16 protein-coding genes and 3 tRNA genes are annotated in these 16987 nt (G+C 57.3%); 17 read left to right on the top strand and 2 right to left on the bottom strand.

Going from position 1 to position 16987, the window contains the following annotated elements:
* The first annotated feature begins 24 nt into the window (after window positions 1-24).
* Window positions 25-429 (top strand): hypothetical protein, encoded by a 405-nt coding sequence (locus AC1DIS_RS12870; protein WP_018929482.1) that lies wholly within the window; start codon window positions 25-27, stop codon window positions 427-429.
* 9 nt (window positions 430-438) lie between these two features.
* On the opposite strand, the gene AC1DIS_RS12865 is transcribed toward AC1DIS_RS12870, so the two are convergent.
* Complete coding sequence (locus AC1DIS_RS12865) at window positions 439-747, bottom strand: YhbY family RNA-binding protein (RefSeq protein WP_007900503.1); 309 nt, start codon at window positions 745-747, stop codon at window positions 439-441.
* Between the two features lie 101 nt (window positions 748-848).
* On the opposite strand from AC1DIS_RS12865, the gene rlmE reads away from it, so the two are divergent.
* The 16 genes from rlmE (at window position 849) to AC1DIS_RS12785 (ending at window position 16386) form a co-directional block, all read left to right on the top strand.
* Window positions 849-1478 carry a 23S rRNA (uridine(2552)-2'-O)-methyltransferase RlmE gene (gene rlmE / locus AC1DIS_RS12860; RefSeq protein ID WP_007933535.1) on the top strand — a complete coding sequence of 210 codons (630 nt, stop codon included), beginning with the start codon at window positions 849-851 and terminating at the stop codon, window positions 1476-1478.
* A gap of 202 nt (window positions 1479-1680) precedes the next feature.
* Complete coding sequence (gene ftsH, locus AC1DIS_RS12855; RefSeq protein ID WP_018929483.1) at window positions 1681-3591, top strand: ATP-dependent zinc metalloprotease FtsH; 1911 nt, start codon at window positions 1681-1683, stop codon at window positions 3589-3591.
* Window positions 3592-3599: 8 nt separating this feature from the next.
* Entirely contained in the window at window positions 3600-4451 is an 852-nt protein-coding gene (gene folP / locus AC1DIS_RS12850; protein WP_019582454.1) for a dihydropteroate synthase, read from the top strand.
* 16 nt (window positions 4452-4467) lie between these two features.
* The gene (gene glmM / locus AC1DIS_RS12845) at window positions 4468-5805 is read left to right on the top strand and encodes a phosphoglucosamine mutase (protein ID WP_477780903.1); all 1338 of its coding nucleotides are present in this window, start codon (window positions 4468-4470) and stop codon (window positions 5803-5805) included.
* Between the two features lie 66 nt (window positions 5806-5871).
* Window positions 5872-6627, top strand: a complete 756-nt coding sequence (gene tpiA / locus AC1DIS_RS12840; protein ID WP_007933541.1) for a triose-phosphate isomerase — start codon at window positions 5872-5874, stop codon at window positions 6625-6627.
* A gap of 4 nt (window positions 6628-6631) precedes the next feature.
* Window positions 6632-7015, top strand: a complete 384-nt coding sequence (gene secG / locus AC1DIS_RS12835) for a preprotein translocase subunit SecG (protein WP_477744048.1) — start codon at window positions 6632-6634, stop codon at window positions 7013-7015.
* A gap of 22 nt (window positions 7016-7037) precedes the next feature.
* Window positions 7038-7123: transfer RNA gene (locus AC1DIS_RS12830), tRNA-Leu, on the top strand.
* Window positions 7124-7219: 96 nt separating this feature from the next.
* A tRNA-Met gene (locus AC1DIS_RS12825) sits at window positions 7220-7296 on the top strand.
* Window positions 7297-7434: 138 nt separating this feature from the next.
* Complete coding sequence (rimP, locus tag AC1DIS_RS12820) at window positions 7435-7893, top strand: ribosome maturation factor RimP (RefSeq protein WP_007973115.1); 459 nt, start codon at window positions 7435-7437, stop codon at window positions 7891-7893.
* A 47-nt stretch (window positions 7894-7940) separates the two neighbouring features.
* A complete protein-coding gene (nusA, locus tag AC1DIS_RS12815) occupies window positions 7941-9422 on the top strand; it encodes a transcription termination factor NusA (protein WP_007933547.1) in 1482 nt (493 codons plus the stop codon).
* A 27-nt stretch (window positions 9423-9449) separates the two neighbouring features.
* Window positions 9450-11975, top strand: a complete 2526-nt coding sequence (infB, locus tag AC1DIS_RS12810; protein WP_086945987.1) for a translation initiation factor IF-2 — start codon at window positions 9450-9452, stop codon at window positions 11973-11975.
* Between the two features lie 159 nt (window positions 11976-12134).
* Window positions 12135-12536, top strand: coding sequence for a 30S ribosome-binding factor RbfA (gene rbfA / locus AC1DIS_RS12805; protein WP_007900467.1), 402 nt, complete (start codon window positions 12135-12137; stop codon window positions 12534-12536).
* 3 nt (window positions 12537-12539) lie between these two features.
* Window positions 12540-13457, top strand: a complete 918-nt coding sequence (gene truB / locus AC1DIS_RS12800; protein ID WP_007933551.1) for a tRNA pseudouridine(55) synthase TruB — start codon at window positions 12540-12542, stop codon at window positions 13455-13457.
* Window positions 13458-13574: 117 nt separating this feature from the next.
* Window positions 13575-13844 (top strand): 30S ribosomal protein S15, encoded by a 270-nt coding sequence (rpsO, locus tag AC1DIS_RS12795; RefSeq protein WP_011332409.1) that lies wholly within the window; start codon window positions 13575-13577, stop codon window positions 13842-13844.
* Between the two features lie 198 nt (window positions 13845-14042).
* Window positions 14043-16148: a polyribonucleotide nucleotidyltransferase gene (gene pnp / locus AC1DIS_RS12790; protein WP_018929489.1), complete on the top strand. Its 2106-nt coding sequence runs from the start codon at window positions 14043-14045 to the stop codon at window positions 16146-16148.
* 162 nt (window positions 16149-16310) lie between these two features.
* A tRNA-Thr gene (locus tag AC1DIS_RS12785) sits at window positions 16311-16386 on the top strand.
* A gap of 10 nt (window positions 16387-16396) precedes the next feature.
* Here the strand turns inward: AC1DIS_RS12785 and AC1DIS_RS12780 are convergent.
* Window positions 16397-16942, bottom strand: coding sequence for a hypothetical protein (locus tag AC1DIS_RS12780; protein WP_018929490.1), 546 nt, complete (start codon window positions 16940-16942; stop codon window positions 16397-16399).
* Between the last annotated feature and the right edge of the window lie 45 nt (window positions 16943-16987).

Below are 16987 nucleotides of genomic sequence, written 5' to 3'. Positions count from 1 at the left end.
AGGCGCCCGCTACGTGCGGGTGCCATGCTTTGGCAGCTGACCCAGATGCTCTGGGTTGGCGGCTTGTGGTTGTTGCACATCGGTCTGCTGCCGGTGCTGGGGCAAATAGGCCTGGCGCCGCTGCTGATCGACGAAATTGCAGGTGCGCTGAATACGCTGATGGTGGGATTCGCCACAGCGGGTGTGATTTTTCAGGCTTTGGTGCTGGTACAGGCCGAGGGTCTTGCCAGTCTATGGCGGGATATTCGCGGGCAACTGCTGCTGATGGCGCTGTATGGGTGCGCGATGTATTTCGCAGTACGCTTCGGTTGGCCGCAGGCGCTGCATTGGCAGTTGTTCAGCTATCTTGTCCTGGGGTTTTCCGGGCTGGTGCTGGTGATGCAGCCGGTGCCTGGGTGGAGTGTCAGGGTGCGCGAAGCACACCCTTGACCCTTGCCATCACTTGAAGCGATGGACGTTCGACAACTGCTTGTTGACGCTGAAGTTCTTGCGATAAATCAGTGCCATCTTGCCGATGACCTGAACCAGATCGGCTTTGCCGGCCTTGCAGAGTTCTGCAATGGCTGCCAGGCGCGATTCGCGATCGAGGATGTTGAGCTTGATTTTGATCAGCTCGTGATCCGCCAAAGCGCGTTCAAGTTCGGCTAACACACCTTCAGTCAAGCCGTTGTCAGCCACAATCAAAACTGGTTTCAGATGGTGGCCAATGGACTTGTACTGTTTCTTCTGCTCTTGAGTGAGCGGCATAATCTGACCCTTTCGTCTGGATTCTGTAAAATGGCGGCCATTTTACCCGAGGGCTCGTGGATCCGCCCAATTAATCACGACCCTTATCATCGAGGTGCCCAATGGCGCGTTCCAAGACAAGCCTTGGTTGGCTGAAAAGACATGTCAACGATCCCTATGTGAAGCAGGCGCAAAAGGATGGCTACCGCTCGCGTGCGAGTTACAAACTTCTGGAGGTCCAGGAGAAATACAAGCTGATCCGTCCCGGCATGAGTGTTGTCGACCTGGGTGCGGCGCCCGGCGGATGGTCGCAGGTGACTAGTCGTCTGATTGGTGGTCAGGGGCGACTGATCGCCTCGGACATTCTGGAAATGGACAGCATTCCGGACGTGACTTTCATTCAGGGGGACTTCACCGAGGACGAAGTGCTCACGCGGATCCTTGAAGCTGTGGGTAATTCGCAGGTGGACCTTGTGATTTCCGATATGGCCCCCAATATGAGTGGTACGCCTGAAGTGGACATGCCAAAAGCCATGTTTCTTTGCGAGCTGGCGCTTGATTTGGCGGAACGGATACTCAAGCCGGGTGGTAATTTTGTGATCAAGATTTTTCAGGGCGAAGGGTTTGATGTTTACCTGAAGGATGCTCGTCGGAAATTCGACAAGATCCAGATGATCAAGCCAGACTCTTCCCGTGACAGTTCCCGCGAGCAATACATGTTGGCTTGGGGTTACCGCGGGCGTAGTGAGTAAAACGAGGTTTTTTGGCGGGGTGATAGGTTTTTCATATTTCGCCCCGCGTGCATTAGCGAATATTGTGTAGAAAGTGTTTCACAAAGGGTTACAGACGGCGCCTGCCAGAGCCGTAGGTAATGTAGTAAGTTAGGCCGGTGAATATCATGCGAAGCGCGCGCCATTAGCGGAGCTTGCTTCAGAGGGTAGTTAATTGAACGATATGGCAAAGAATCTGATCCTGTGGTTGATCATCGCAGCTGTCCTGGTGACGGTGATGAACAACTTCTCCAGCCCTAACGAGCCGCAGACCCTCAACTATTCCGACTTCATCCAGCAGGTCAAGGATGGCAAGGTCGAGCGCGTAGCGGTTGATGGCTACGTGATTACAGGCAAGCGCAACGATGGCGACAGCTTCAAGACCATCCGTCCGGCAATCCAGGACAACGGTCTGATCGGCGACCTCGTGGATAACCACGTTGTGGTCGAAGGCAAGCAACCTGAGCAGCAAAGTATCTGGACTCAACTCCTGGTCGCAAGCTTCCCGATCCTGGTGATCATCGCCGTCTTCATGTTCTTCATGCGGCAGATGCAGGGCGGTGCCGGTGGCAAGGGTGGGCCGATGAGTTTCGGCAAGAGCAAGGCGCGCCTGCTCTCCGAAGATCAGGTGAAAACCACCTTGGCTGACGTTGCAGGTTGTGACGAAGCCAAGGAAGAAGTCGGCGAGCTGGTCGAGTTCCTGCGTGATCCGGGCAAGTTCCAGCGCCTGGGCGGTCGCATTCCTCGCGGCGTGCTGATGGTTGGTCCTCCGGGTACCGGTAAAACCTTGCTGGCCAAGGCGATTGCCGGCGAAGCCAAAGTACCGTTCTTTACTATTTCCGGTTCCGATTTCGTCGAAATGTTCGTCGGCGTCGGTGCCAGCCGTGTCCGTGACATGTTCGAGCAGGCGAAGAAGCATGCGCCATGCATCATCTTCATCGATGAAATCGACGCCGTCGGTCGCCACCGTGGTGCCGGCATGGGTGGTGGTCACGATGAGCGCGAGCAGACCCTCAACCAGTTGCTGGTAGAGATGGACGGCTTCGAAATGAATGACGGCATCATCGTCATCGCCGCGACCAACCGTCCGGACGTACTGGACCCTGCGTTGCTGCGTCCGGGCCGCTTCGACCGTCAAGTCGTGGTTGGCCTGCCGGACATCCGTGGTCGCGAGCAGATTCTCAAGGTCCACATGCGCAAAGTGCCGATGGGTGACGACGTCGCTCCGGCCGTGATCGCTCGTGGTACTCCTGGTTTCTCCGGTGCCGACCTGGCCAACCTGGTGAACGAGGCTTCGTTGTTTGCGGCTCGTGCCGGCAAGCGCATCGTCGAGATGAAAGAGTTCGAACTGGCCAAAGACAAGATCATGATGGGTGCCGAGCGCAAATCCATGGTCATGTCCGAGAAAGAAAAGCAGAACACTGCTTATCACGAAGCCGGCCACGCTATCGTCGGTCGCGTCGTGCCTGAGCATGACCCGGTCTACAAAGTGTCGATCATTCCGCGCGGTCGCGCACTTGGTGTGACCATGTTCCTGCCGGAAGAAGATCGCTACAGCCTGTCCAAGCGTGCACTGATCAGCCAGATCTGCTCGCTGTACGGCGGTCGTATCGCTGAAGAGATGACCCTGGGCTTCGATGGCGTCACCACCGGTGCGTCCAACGACATCATGCGTGCCAGCCAGATAGCACGAAACATGGTGACCAAGTGGGGGTTGTCGGAAAAACTCGGTCCATTGATGTACGCCGAAGAAGAGGGCGAAGTGTTCCTCGGTCGTGGCGGCGGTGGTCAGCATGCCAGTTTCTCTGGCGAGACGGCCAAGCTGATCGACTCCGAAGTGCGCAGCATCATTGACCAGTGCTACGGCACGGCCAAGCAGATCCTCACGGATAACCGTGACAAGCTTGATGCGATGGCGGATGCCCTGATGAAGTACGAGACGATCGATGCCGATCAGATCGATGACATCATGGCGGGTCGTACGCCTCGCGAACCTCGCGACTGGTCTGGCGGCAACGACACTTCCGGCACGCCTCCGGTGGTGCAGGATGGGCGTCCGGAAACACCTATCGGCGGCCCGGCTGCTGACGTTTAAGGTTTGAAATGACTTCTGTTCAGTCCTCGACCCGGTTGCCTTGCGGCAACCGGGTTCTTGATTTGGCCCAGACGCATGTCATGGGCATTCTCAATGTCACTCCCGATTCCTTTTCCGATGGCGGCCGATACAGCCAGCTGGACGCGGCCCTGCGCCACGCCGAGGCGATGGTGGCGGCCGGTGCGACGCTGATCGACGTCGGTGGTGAATCGACCCGGCCCGGTGCCAGGGCCGTTTCGCCGCTTGAAGAGCTAGAGCGCGTAGCGCCTATCGTTGAGCGCATCAGTCGCGAACTGGATGTGATTATCTCGGTCGATACCTCCACGCCTGCCGTCATGCGTGAAACCGCAAGGCTGGGGGCGGGGTTGATCAATGACGTACGCTCGTTGCGTCGAGATGGTGCTCTGGATGCAGCGGCGGCCACCGGTTTGCCGGTGTGCCTGATGCATATGCTCGGCGAGCCGGGCGACATGCAGGACAACCCTCAGTACCAGGATGTTACGAAAGAGGTCGGCGAGTTTCTTGCCGAGCGCATGGTTCAGTGTGCCTCGGTAGGTATCCCTGCTGAGCGGATCATTCTTGATCCGGGCTTCGGCTTCGCGAAAACCCTGCAGCACAATCTAAGTTTGTTTAAGCATATGGAGGCCCTGCATGCTTTGGGGCGGCCTCTGTTGGTCGGTGTTTCGCGAAAGAGCATGATCGGCCAGGCCTTGAATCGACCTGTGGGAGAGCGTCTGCATGGTGGTCTGGCACTTGCGGCGCTGGCTTCGGTCAAAGGTGCGCGTATATTGCGCGTCCATGATGTAGCGGAAACGGTCGACGTGGTGCGGATGATTGCCGCCGTAGAATCAGCTGAATAAGAAAGATGGAGTACTTATGAGTAAGAAATACTTTGGCACCGACGGCATTCGTGGTCGGGTCGGTCAATACCCTATCACTCCTGATTTCATGCTCAAGCTTGGCTGGGCGGCAGGCATGGCATTTCGCAGCATGGGCGCCTGCAAGGTGCTCGTGGGCAAGGACACCCGTATCTCCGGTTACATGTTCGAGTCGGCGCTTGAGGCTGGGCTGACCTCGGCCGGTGCTGATGTGATGCTGTTGGGGCCAATGCCGACTCCGGCCATCGCCTATTTGACGCGGACCTTTCACGCCGAAGCCGGCATCGTGATCAGCGCTTCGCATAACCCTCATGACGACAACGGTATCAAGTTTTTCTCTGGTAAGGGCACCAAGCTCCCGGATGAAGTCGAGCTGATGATCGAAGAGCTGCTGGACACCCCGATGACCGTGGTTGAGTCGAGCAAGATCGGCAAAGTGTCGCGAATCAACGATGCCTCGGGCCGTTATATCGAATYCTGCAAGAGTAGCGTTCCCACCGGCACCAGTTTTGCCGGCCTGAAGATCGTGCTCGATTGTGCTCACGGCGCGACTTATAAAGTGGCGCCTAGCGTGTTCCGTGAGTTGGGGGCTGATGTCGTTGTGCTTTCTGCTCATCCCAACGGCCTGAACATCAATGATAATTGCGGTTCGACCCATATGGCGCCGCTGCAAGCGGCCGTGCTGGCCGAGCGCGCCGATTTGGGTATCGCCTTCGACGGTGACGGTGATCGGGTGCAGATGGTTGATCACACCGGTGCTGTCGTCGATGGTGACGAGCTGCTGTTCATCATCGCTCGCGATCTGCAAGAGCGTGGCAAGTTGCAGGGCGGTGTGGTCGGTACGCTGATGAGTAACCTGGGGCTGGAGTTGGCCCTGGCGGATCTGGCGATTCCTTTTGTGCGGGCCAACGTTGGTGACCGTTACGTCATCTCCGAGTTGCTGGAGCGCGATTGGCTGGTGGGCGGTGAAAACTCGGGGCACATTGTCTGCTTCAGTCACACCACTACCGGGGATGCGATCATTGCTGCGTTGCAGGTCTTGATGGCGCTGAAACGGCGCGCAGAAGGCCTGGCTCAGTCGCGTCAGGCGTTGCGCAAGTGCCCTCAGGTGTTGATCAATGTGCGGTTTGGCGGTGGTGTGAGCCCGCTCGAGCATCCGACCGTCAAGGAGGCCAGTGATCGTGTCACTCAAGCGATGGCGGGCCGCGGGCGCGTGTTGTTGCGCAAGTCCGGGACAGAGCCGCTGGTGCGTGTCATGGTCGAAGGCGAGGACGAAACGCAGGTTCGCGATTACGCCGAAGAGCTGGCAAAACTGGTAACTGAAGTTTCTGCCTGATTTCGGCTTGCCARCCATGATTGTGTTGGGTAACATCTGCGCCCACTTTGACCGACGAGGTACAGCATGCGTCGCCCTATGGTAGCTGGTAACTGGAAGATGCACGGTACCCGCGCCAGCGTCGCTGAGCTGATCGACGGCCTTCGTCATCTGGCCTTGCCGAGCGGTGTTGATGTCGCGGTGTTCCCGCCTTGCTTGTATATCAATCAAGTGATTGATGGTTTGCAAGGGAAGTCGATTTCGGTCGGCGCGCAGAACTCTGCGATTGAATCCGGGCAGGGTGCGTTGACAGGTGAAATTTCACCGAGTCAGTTGGTGGATGCAGGTTGTTCCCTGGTGCTTGTCGGGCACTCTGAGCGCCGCCAGATAATGGGCGAGCTCGACGGGACGCTGAATCGCAAATTTGCGGCAGCACAGGCATGTGGCTTGATTCCGGTGTTGTGTGTAGGGGAAACCCTCGAGCAGCGCGAAGCTGGAAAAACTCTTGAGGTTGTCGGGCGTCAGCTGGGCAGCATCATCGAGGAGCTGGGTGTTGGTGCTTTTGCAAAGGCAGTAATCGCTTACGAGCCGGTCTGGGCCATTGGTACCGGGCTGACTGCTTCGCCGCAACAGGCGCAGGATGTGCATGCAGCCATTCGCGCCCAGTTGGCGGCAGAGAATTCTGAAGTCGCACAAGGTGTGCGGCTTCTATACGGCGGCAGCGTGAAGGCGGCCAATGCGGCCGAACTGTTCGGCATGCCGGATATCGATGGGGGGCTCATTGGTGGGGCTTCCCTGAATGCAGATGAGTTCGGTGCGATTTGTCGCGCCGCGGGAAACTGAAAAAATGCTGGAAACAGTCGTAGTCGTTTTTCATCTGCTGGGTGCGTTGGGCGTAGTTGCTCTGGTATTGCTGCAGCAGGGTAAAGGTGCGGACGCTGGTGCATCTTTCGGAGCAGGTGCTTCAAATACTGTGTTCGGAAGCCAAGGTACCTCTACCTTTCTTAGTAAGTTTACTGCTATACTTGCCGCCGGTTTCTTCATGACCAGCTTGGGGTTAGGTTACTTTGCTAAAGAGAAAGCTCACCAGCTGACTCAAGTAGGTTTGCCAAACCCAGCAGTGTTGGAAGTTCCAAAGCAAAAACCGGCTTCTGATGATGTCCCGGTGCTTCAAGAGCAAAAGTCGGCTACTCCAGCGACTGGCGTGCCTCCAGCTCAAGAGCAGAAGTAAGAAGAGTTTCAAACGTAGTATTGCCGAGGTGGTGGAATTGGTAGACACGCAACCTTGAGGTGGTTGTGCCCATAGGGTGTAGGGGTTCGAGTCCCCTTCTCGGTACCAATTATCAGGAGAGCCCGCTGTTGCGGGCTTTCTTGTAGGTGGAAGGTTACATTGACCCTGTCAGGGATCGGTCGTATACTTCCGCCCCAGCTTTGTCGCGGGGTGGAGCAGTCTGGTAGCTCGTCGGGCTCATAACCCGAAGGTCGTCGGTTCAAATCCGGCCCCCGCAACCAGTTTAAGGAGCCCCTTTTCAGGGGCTTTTTGTTAGCTGGACACTTTCAACGCCGCTATTCGGCGGCGTTTCAAGGATGGGCGTTTCGCCCATTTTTTTATTTTGCATAGCATGCACATACATGCACGAGGGGGTTCAGGTGTCGAGCAAGCTAGAAGAGTTGCAGGCCTTGCTGGCCCCGGTGGTCGTGGCCCTAGGCTATGAATGCTGGGGTATTGAGTTTTCGGCTCAAGGTCGCCACTCAATGTTGCGCGTTTATATCGATAAAGAAGGCGGCGTGCTGGTGGACGATTGTGCCATCGTCAGTCGCCAGATCAGCGGTGTGCTGGATGTTGAAGATCCAATCTCCGTTGAGTACACCCTTGAAGTTTCCTCGCCTGGCATGGAACGCCCACTGTTCACTCTTGAGCAGTTTGCAAAATTTGCCGGTGAACAAGTGAAGATCAAGCTGCGCTCGCCTTTTGAAGGTCGACGCAACTTTCAGGGCCTTCTGCGCGGTGTAGAAGAGCAGGACGTCGTGGTGCAGGTTGAAGACCATGAGTTCCTGTTGCCGATCGATATGATCGACAAGGCCAACATTATTCCCAGTTTTGACTGAGACGCGGATCCCGCGGATCCAATGGCTTGCGAAAGGCGAGGCGTACGATGAGCAAAGAAGTACTGCTGGTTGTTGAGTCGGTATCCAATGAAAAGGGCGTACCGGCAAACGTAATTTTTGAAGCGCTGGAGCTGGCTCTGGCCACTGCTACCAAAAAACGTTTCGAGGACGAAGTCGATCTGCGTGTGGAAATCAATCGCCACACCGGTGCTTATGAGACATTCCGTCGCTGGACGGTCGTCGAAGAAGCAGACCTGGACGATCCGGCTATCGAAACCTGGCCAAGCAAGGTTGCGCAAACGCATCCTGGCGCCAAGGTCGGTGACGTTGTCGAAGAAAAAATCGAATCCATCGAGTTCGGCCGCATTGCTGCACAGACTGCCAAGCAAGTCATCGTGCAGAAAGTTCGCGAAGCCGAGCGTGCTCAAGTCGTTGATGCCTATCGCGAGCGTCTGGGGGAAATCATCTCCGGCACCGTGAAGAAAGTCACCCGCGACAATGTGATCGTCGACCTGGGCAATAACGCAGAAGCGTTGCTGGCCCGTGAAGACATCATCTCTCGCGAAACCTTCCGGGTTGGCGTGCGTCTGCGTGCGCTGCTCAAGGAAATCCGCACCGAGAACCGCGGCCCGCAGCTGATCCTGTCGCGTACCGCGCCGGAAATGCTGATCGAGTTGTTCCGCATCGAAGTGCCGGAAATCGCTGAAGGCCTGATCGAAGTAATGGCTGCATCCCGTGACCCGGGTTCGCGTGCCAAGATCGCGGTCCGCTCCAAAGACAAACGCATCGATCCGCAAGGCGCTTGCATCGGTATGCGCGGTTCGCGCGTCCAGGCAGTGTCCGGCGAGTTGGGCGGTGAGCGTGTGGACATCGTCCTGTGGGACGATAACCCTGCTCAGTTCGTGATCAATGCAATGTCGCCGGCTGAAGTGGCGGCAATTATCGTTGACGAAGATGCCCACGCAATGGACATCGCCGTTGGCGCAGACAATCTGGCTCAGGCCATCGGTCGCGGTGGTCAGAACGTGCGTCTGGCTAGCCAGTTGACTGGCTGGACCCTGAACGTGATGACCGAATCGGACATCCAGGCTAAGCAACAAGCAGAAACTGGCGACATCCTGCGCAACTTTATCGACGAGCTGGAAGTCGACGAAGACCTGGCACAGGTGCTGGTAGATGAAGGTTTCACCAGCCTGGAAGAGATTGCCTACGTACCGTTGGAAGAAATGCTCAACATCGACGGCTTTGACGAAGAAACCGTCAACGAGCTTCGCGCTCGCGCCAAGGATCGTTTGTTGACCAAAGCCATCGCTACTGAGGAAAAGCTGGCAGACGCCCATCCGGCCGAAGACCTGCTCTCGCTTGAGGGCATGGACAAGGATTTGGCGATGGAACTGGCGGTGCGCGGCGTAATTACCCGCGAAGACCTGGCCGAGCAGTCTATTGACGACCTGCTCGACATCGACGGCATTGACGATGATCGTGCCGGCAAGTTGATCATGGCCGCCCGAGCCCACTGGTTCGAGTAATTAGGCGCGGCCTGAGGAGAGAAGTGCATGACGCAAGTCACGGTGAAACAACTGGCCGATGAGGTCAAAACACCGGTAGAGCGCCTGTTGCAGCAGATGCGTGAGGCAGGTCTGCCGCACACCGCCGCCGAAGAACATGTGACTGACAGTGAGAAGCAATCTTTGCTGACTCACTTGAAAAGCAGCCACAAGGCGAAAGTGGAAGAACCACGCAAGATCACGCTGCAGCGTAAAACCACCAGCACCCTGCGTGTTGCTGGCAGCAAAAGCATCAGCGTTGAAGTACGCAAGAAGAAAGTCTTCGTGCAGCGCAGCCCGGAAGAAATCGAAGCCGAGCGCAAACGCGAACTGGAAGAACGTCGCGCAGTAGAAAATGCTGCACGTCAGAAGGCTGAAGAAGAAGCCAAGCGTCGCGCCGAAGAAGAAGCGCGTCGCCAGCCTGCTGCTGCGCAAACCGCTCCTGTCGAAGCTGTCGCAGCGCCTGTTGCAGTTGCCGAACCTGTGCGTGAAAGCGCCCCGGTCGTGGCCGCTGCACCTGCACCGGCAGCCGACACTCGCAAGCGCGACGAGCAGCGTCGTCCGGACAAACCACGTGCCGACGATAGCAATCGTCGTGGCAGTGGTGATGGCGAGCGCAAAAACGCTCCACATCGTGCTTCGGTCAAGGAAAAGGCGCCTGCTCCACGCGTTGCCCCACGTACTACCGACGAAGAAAGCGATGGCTTCCGTCGTGGTGGTCGCGGCAAGGCCAAGCTGAAGAAACGCAACGCCCACGGTTTCCAGAGCCCAACCGGCCCTGTTGTGCGCGAAGTGAAGATCGGCGAGACCATCACTGTTGGCGATCTCGCCCAGCAGATGTCGGTCAAGGCTGCTGAAATCATCAAGTTCATGTTCAAACTGGGTACCCCAGCGACCATCAACCAGGTACTGGATCAGGAAACTGCCCAACTGGTTGCCGAAGAGCTGGGCCACAAAGTGACCCTGGTCAGCGACACCGCCCTGGAAGATTCCCTGGCCGAGTCCCTGAAGTTTGAAGGTGAGACGTTCTCCCGTGCACCGGTTGTGACCGTAATGGGTCACGTTGACCACGGTAAGACCTCGCTGCTCGACTACATCCGTCGTGCCAAGGTAGCTGCTGGCGAAGCCGGTGGTATCACCCAGCACATCGGTGCGTACCACGTTGAAACCGAACGCGGCATGGTCACCTTCCTCGACACCCCTGGTCACGCCGCGTTTACCGCCATGCGTGCCCGTGGTGCCAAGGCGACCGACATCGTGATCCTGGTGGTTGCAGCGGACGACGGCGTAATGCCGCAGACCGTTGAAGCTGTTCAGCACGCTCAGGCGGCTGGCGTACCTCTGGTTGTTGCAGTGAACAAAATCGACAAGCCGGGCGCCGATCTCGATCGCATCCGTAGCGAATTGTCGGTTCACGGCGTGACTTCGGAAGAGTGGGGCGGCGACACCCCGTTCGTATCGGTTTCGGCGAAAGTCGGTACCGGCGTGGACGAGTTGCTCGAAGCTGTTCTGCTGCAAGCTGAAGTTCTCGAACTGAAAGCAACCCCATCGGCCCCTGGTCGTGGTGTTGTGGTTGAATCGCGTCTCGACAAAGGTCGTGGCCCGGTTGCAACCGTTCTGGTTCAAGACGGTACCCTGCGCCAGGGCGACATGGTGCTGGTCGGTTCGAACTATGGCCGCGTTCGCGCCATGCTCGACGAGAACGGCAAGCCAATCAAGGAAGCCGGTCCTTCCATCCCTGTCGAGATCCTCGGCCTGGACGGTACTCCGGACGCTGGCGACGAGATGAGCGTAGTTGCTGACGAGAAGAAAGCCCGTGAAGTGGCTCTGTTCCGTCAAGGCAAGTTCCGCGAAGTCAAACTGGCCCGTGCTCACGCCGGCAAGCTTGAAAACATCTTCGAGAACATGGGTCAGGAAGAGAAGAAGACGCTCAACATCGTCCTCAAATCCGACGTCCGTGGTTCGCTGGAAGCGTTGAACGGTGCCTTGAATGGCCTGGGTAACGACGAAGTGCAAGTGCGTGTGGTCGGTGGCGGTGTCGGTGGTATCACCGAATCCGACGCCAACCTGGCACTGGCCTCCAACGCTGTACTGTTCGGCTTCAACGTGCGTGCCGATGCCGGCGCTCGCAAGATCGTCGAGCAGGAAGGTCTGGATATGCGTTACTACAACGTGATCTATGACATCATCGAAGACGTCAAGAAAGCTCTTACCGGTATGCTGGGCAGCGATGTTCGCGAGAACATCCTGGGTACCGCTGAAGTGCGTGACGTGTTCCGTTCGCCGAAGTTTGGCGCGATCGCCGGTTGCATGGTTATCGAAGGTGTTGTTCACCGTAACCGTCCAATCCGTGTACTGCGTGAAGACATCGTTATCTTCGAAGGCGAGCTGGAATCCCTGCGCCGCTTCAAGGATGACGCTTCCGAAGTACGTGCCGGCATGGAATGCGGTATCGGCGTGAAGAGCTACAACGACGTCAAAGTCGGTGACAAGATCGAAGTCTTCGAGAAGGTTCAGGTTGCTCGCAGCCTCTAACTCGCGCACTTCAAGAGCCGTGATGGCCAGCCGCATGCAATTGCGCGGTGCATCAGTCGGACTCTAAACGCAACGCCCGGTCTGGCTTTTGTCAGGCCGGGCGTTTGCCGCTTTCAGACCCTTCGGGTTTCACCGTGGGGCAGTAACAGGTAACAAGACATGGCAAAAGAATATAGCCGTACCCAACGTATCGGCGATCAGATGCAGCGTGAGCTGGCACAGCTGATCCGTCGTGAAGTCAAAGACCCGCGCGTCGGGCTGGTCACCATTACCGCTGTTGAAGTCAGCCGTGATGTCGGTCACGCCAAGATCTTCATCACCGTGATGGGGCAGGACAGCCGCGACGATATCGCGCAAAGCATCAAGGTGCTCAACTCCGCCGCCGGTTTCCTGCGCATGCAGTTGGCTCGCGAGATGAAATTGCGCAGCGTTCCACAGTTGCACTTCCATTACGACGAAAGTGTCGTGCGTGGTGCGCACCTGTCGGCCCTGATCGAACGCGCGGTGGCTGAAGACAATCAGCACCCGGTAGCGGCTGAACCCGAAGACGCCAAGGAGTAATCGGTGGCTCAGGTCAAACGTATCCGTCGTAACGTCAGCGGTATCATCCTGCTCGACAAGCCGTTGGGGTTCACTTCCAACGCGGCGTTGCAGAAGGTCCGCTGGTTGCTCAATGCCGAGAAGGCCGGGCATACCGGCAGTCTCGATCCGCTGGCCACTGGCGTGTTGCCGTTGTGCTTCGGCGAGGCCACCAAGTTCTCGCAATACCTGCTCGATTCCGACAAAGGTTATGAAACCCTGGCGCAACTGGGCAAGACCACCACCACGGCGGATGCCGAAGGTGAGGTTTTGCTGGAACGTCCGGTGACCGTTGGTCGTGCCGATATCGAAGCTGTGTTGCCGAAATTTCGTGGGCAAATCAGTCAGATACCGCCGATGTACTCGGCACTCAAGCGCGATGGGCAGCCGCTGTACAAGCTGGCCCGTGCAGGTGAAGTAGTGGAGCGCGAACCGCGTTCTGTTACTATTGCGCGCTTGGAATTACTGGCCTTTGAGGGTGATACTGCGCGGCTTGCGGTGGATTGCAGCAAAGGCACCTATATCCGTACCCTGGTGGAGGATATCGGTGAGCAACTCGGTTGTGGCGCTTACGTGGCTGAATTGCGACGTACCCAGGCCGGGCCTTTCACGCTTGCACAGACCGTCACTCTGGAAGAGCTGGAAGCGGTACATGCCGAAGGCGGCAACGAAGCGGTCGACCGCTTCCTGATGCCATCGGACAGCGGCCTGCTGGATTGGCCACTGTTGCAGTTCTCGGAAGCGAGCGCGTTCTACTGGCTCAACGGCCAGCCGGTACGTGCCCCGGATGCACCGAAATTTGGCATGGTACGGGTACAGGATCACAATGGTCGCTTCATCGGTATCGGTGAAGTGAGCGAAGACGGGCGCATCGCGCCACGTCGACTGATTCGGTCAGAATGACCGAACGAGGGTGGCTGTTAACAGGCACGGTCACTACTCATTTTTAGATACAGGGATTTGTCCCTGGCCTGTTGAAACTGTTTTTCTGAAACGGTTTCCTGATAAAAGGATTGCCTCATGGCTCTCGACGTTCAAGAAAAAGCTCAAATCGTAGCTGACTACCAGCAAGCTGTTGGTGACACTGGTTCGCCAGAAGTGCAAGTTGCACTGCTGACCGCCAACATCAACAAACTGCAAGGTCACTTCAAGGCCAACGGTAAAGATCACCACTCCCGTCGTGGTCTGATCCGCATGGTTAACCAGCGTCGTAAGCTGCTGGACTACCTGAAAGGCAAGGACGTGAGCCGTTACAGCGCTCTGATCGCTCGCCTGGGTCTGCGTCGCTAATAAGCGATTGCGCTAGAGGTTGGTTGTTTGCTGTGTGCCAGCGGGTTTCCCGCAGGTACATGGCAGGCTCCCAGCCTCAAGTTTTATCTGGACAATAGTTTTACCCTGGACAATGACAGTCGGGCCGATTCCCGGCGTTGCCCACGAATTTCGCAAGAAGACAAGTTCCCCCAAGAGCCACAAAGAAGGTAGGACACCGTGAACCCGGTAATCAAAAAATTCCAGTTCGGTCAGTCGACCGTTACCCTCGAGACTGGCCGTATCGCCCGTCAGGCCTCCGGCGCAGTATTGGTCACCGTTGACGACGACGTCAGCGTATTGGTGACCGTAGTCGGTGCCAAACAAGCTGATCCAGGCAAGGGCTTCTTCCCTCTGTCTGTTCACTACCAGGAAAAGACTTACGCCGCCGGTAAGATCCCTGGCGGTTTCTTCAAGCGTGAAGGCCGTCCTTCCGAGAAAGAAACCCTGACTTCCCGACTGATCGACCGTCCGATCCGTCCACTGTTCCCTGAAGGTTTCATGAACGAAGTGCAGGTTGTCTGCACCGTCGTTTCCACCAGCAAGAAGACCGATCCGGACATCGCTGCGATGATCGGTACCTCGGCTGCGCTGGCTATCTCCGGCATTCCTTTCGATGGCCCGATCGGCGCTGCCCGCGTTGCGTTCCACGAAAGCACCGGTTACCTGCTGAACCCGACTTACGAACAACTGAAAGCTTCGAGCCTGGACATGGTCGTTGCCGGTACTTCGGAAGCCGTGTTGATGGTTGAATCGGAAGCCAAAGAGCTGACCGAAGACCAGATGCTGGGCGCAGTACTGTTTGCTCACGACGAGTTCCAGGTGGTGATCAACGCCGTTAAAGAACTGGCCGCTGAAGCTGCCAAGCCGACCTGGGCCTGGGCTCCTCAGCCAGAAGCCACTGCTCTGCTGGGTGCTATCCGTGCCGAGTTCGGCGAAGCGATCTCCCAGGCTTACACCATCACCATCAAGGCCGACCGTTACGCTCGTCTGGGCGAACTGAAAGACCAAGTGGTTGCCAAGCTGTCCGGTGAAGAAGGCCAGCCTTCCGCTGCTGACGTCAAAGCTGCTTTCGGCGAAATCGAATACCGCACCGTTCGCGAAAACATCGTTAACGGCAAGCCACGTATCGACGGCCGCGACACCCGCACCGTACGTCCGCTGAACATCGAAGTGGGTGTTCTGCCGAAGACCCACGGTTCGGCACTGTTCACCCGTGGCGAAACCCAGGCTCTGGTCGTCGCGACACTGGGCACCGCCCGTGACGCACAGCTGCTGGACACCCTGGAAGGCGAGAAAAAAGACCCGTTCATGCTGCACTACAACTTCCCTCCGTTCTCGGTGGGCGAGTGTGGTCGCATGGGTGGCGCTGGTCGTCGTGAAATCGGTCACGGCCGTCTGGCTCGTCGTTCGGTTCAGGCCATGCTGCCTGCTGCCGACGTGTTCCCGTACACCATCCGTGTCGTGTCGGAAATCACCGAGTCCAACGGTTCGAGCTCCATGGCTTCGGTCTGCGGCGCTTCCCTGGCTCTGATGGACGCTGGTGTACCGATGAAGGCACCGGTTGCTGGTATCGCCATGGGTCTGGTTAAAGAAGGCGAGAAATTCGCCGTCCTGACTGACATCCTGGGTGACGAAGAYCACCTGGGCGACATGGACTTCAAAGTAGCCGGTACCGCCAAAGGTGTTACCGCGCTGCAGATGGACATCAAGATCAAGGGCATCACCGAAGAAATCATGGAAATCGCTCTGGGCCAAGCCCTGGAAGCGCGCCTGAATATCCTCGGTCAGATGAACCAGATCATTGGCCAGTCGCGTACCGAGCTGTCGGAAAACGCTCCGACCATGATCGCGATGAAAATCGACACCGACAAAATCCGTGATGTCATCGGTAAAGGCGGCGCGACCATTCGTGCGATCTGTGAAGAGACCAAGGCTTCGATCGACATCGAAGACGACGGCTCGATCAAGATCTTCGGCGAAACCAAGGAAGCGGCTGAAGCTGCACGCCAGCGCGTTCTGGGCATCACCGCTGAAGCTGAAATCGGCAAGATCTACGTCGGTAAGGTTGAGCGCATCGTCGACTTCGGCGCATTCGTCAACATCCTGCCGGGCAAGGACGGTCTGGTTCACATCTCGATGCTGAGCGACGCTCGCGTTGAGAAAGTGACCGACATCCTGAAAGAAGGCCAGGAAGTGGAAGTTCTGGTACTGGACGTGGACAACCGCGGCCGTATCAAGCTGTCCATCAAAGACGTAGCAGCGGCCAAGGCTTCGGGCGTTTAATTACCCCCGCGCCTGACCGTTGAACAGCAAAACGCCCCGACTGGTTCGGGGCGTTTTGCTGTGTGCAGGAAAAAGCTGAGCGTGGAATTTGGTGTGGCGAGGGAGCTTGCTCCCTCGCCACAAGTTGCCGGACCTCGAGACCGGTGCTAGGTTTAGCCCACAGCCCGTGTAGCTCAGCCGGTAGAGCAGCGCACTCGTAACGCGAAGGTCGCAGGTTCGATTCCTGTCTCGGGCACCATTTTCCCCGCTTACTTCACCTTTCTGCTCAGCTCCTCGACGGTGCGCTTGAGCTGATCCATCGCGCGATCCTGATCGCTGATTTCCCGTTTAAGACTGGAGATCTCGCTGTTGTTCGAGCTGGAGCTGGAACCGCTGTTGCGCTTGAGCTCTTCCACTTGTTTGGTGAGAGTGTTCAGGTCGCGTTCCTGTTCATTGACCGTGCGCTTGAGATCATCAATCTCCTTGCTGCTGGAGCTGGTGCTGGAACCACTGTTGCGTTTGAGTTCTTCGATCTGACGGGCCTGTTCGCTGATAGTGCGCTTCTGGCTTTCGAGATCGCTGGCATTGGCCTTCACGGTTTTTTGCAGGTTTTCCAGATCATCGATGCTGACACTGGTTCTGACGAGCGTGTCCTTGCCGTATGAATTGTGGAGGGCAGAGATTTTGTCGGAGTACAGCGAAGGGTCAGAGGCGACTTCGACAGCCGCTTGAGCTGCACTGGCCAATGTCAGGCTGCCGAGCAGCAGGGTAGCAGCGGCAAGACGGGTAGACGAAAGCTTCGAAAAACTGCGCATCACTGGGGTTCCTTGTGAAGTGCCGATATGGCACATCGCTATGAC

This window comes from Pseudomonas sp. 05N433, assembly GCF_056396925.1.
Note: the sequence above shows the minus strand (reverse complement) of the source record. Positions and strands in the feature narration are given on the sequence as shown.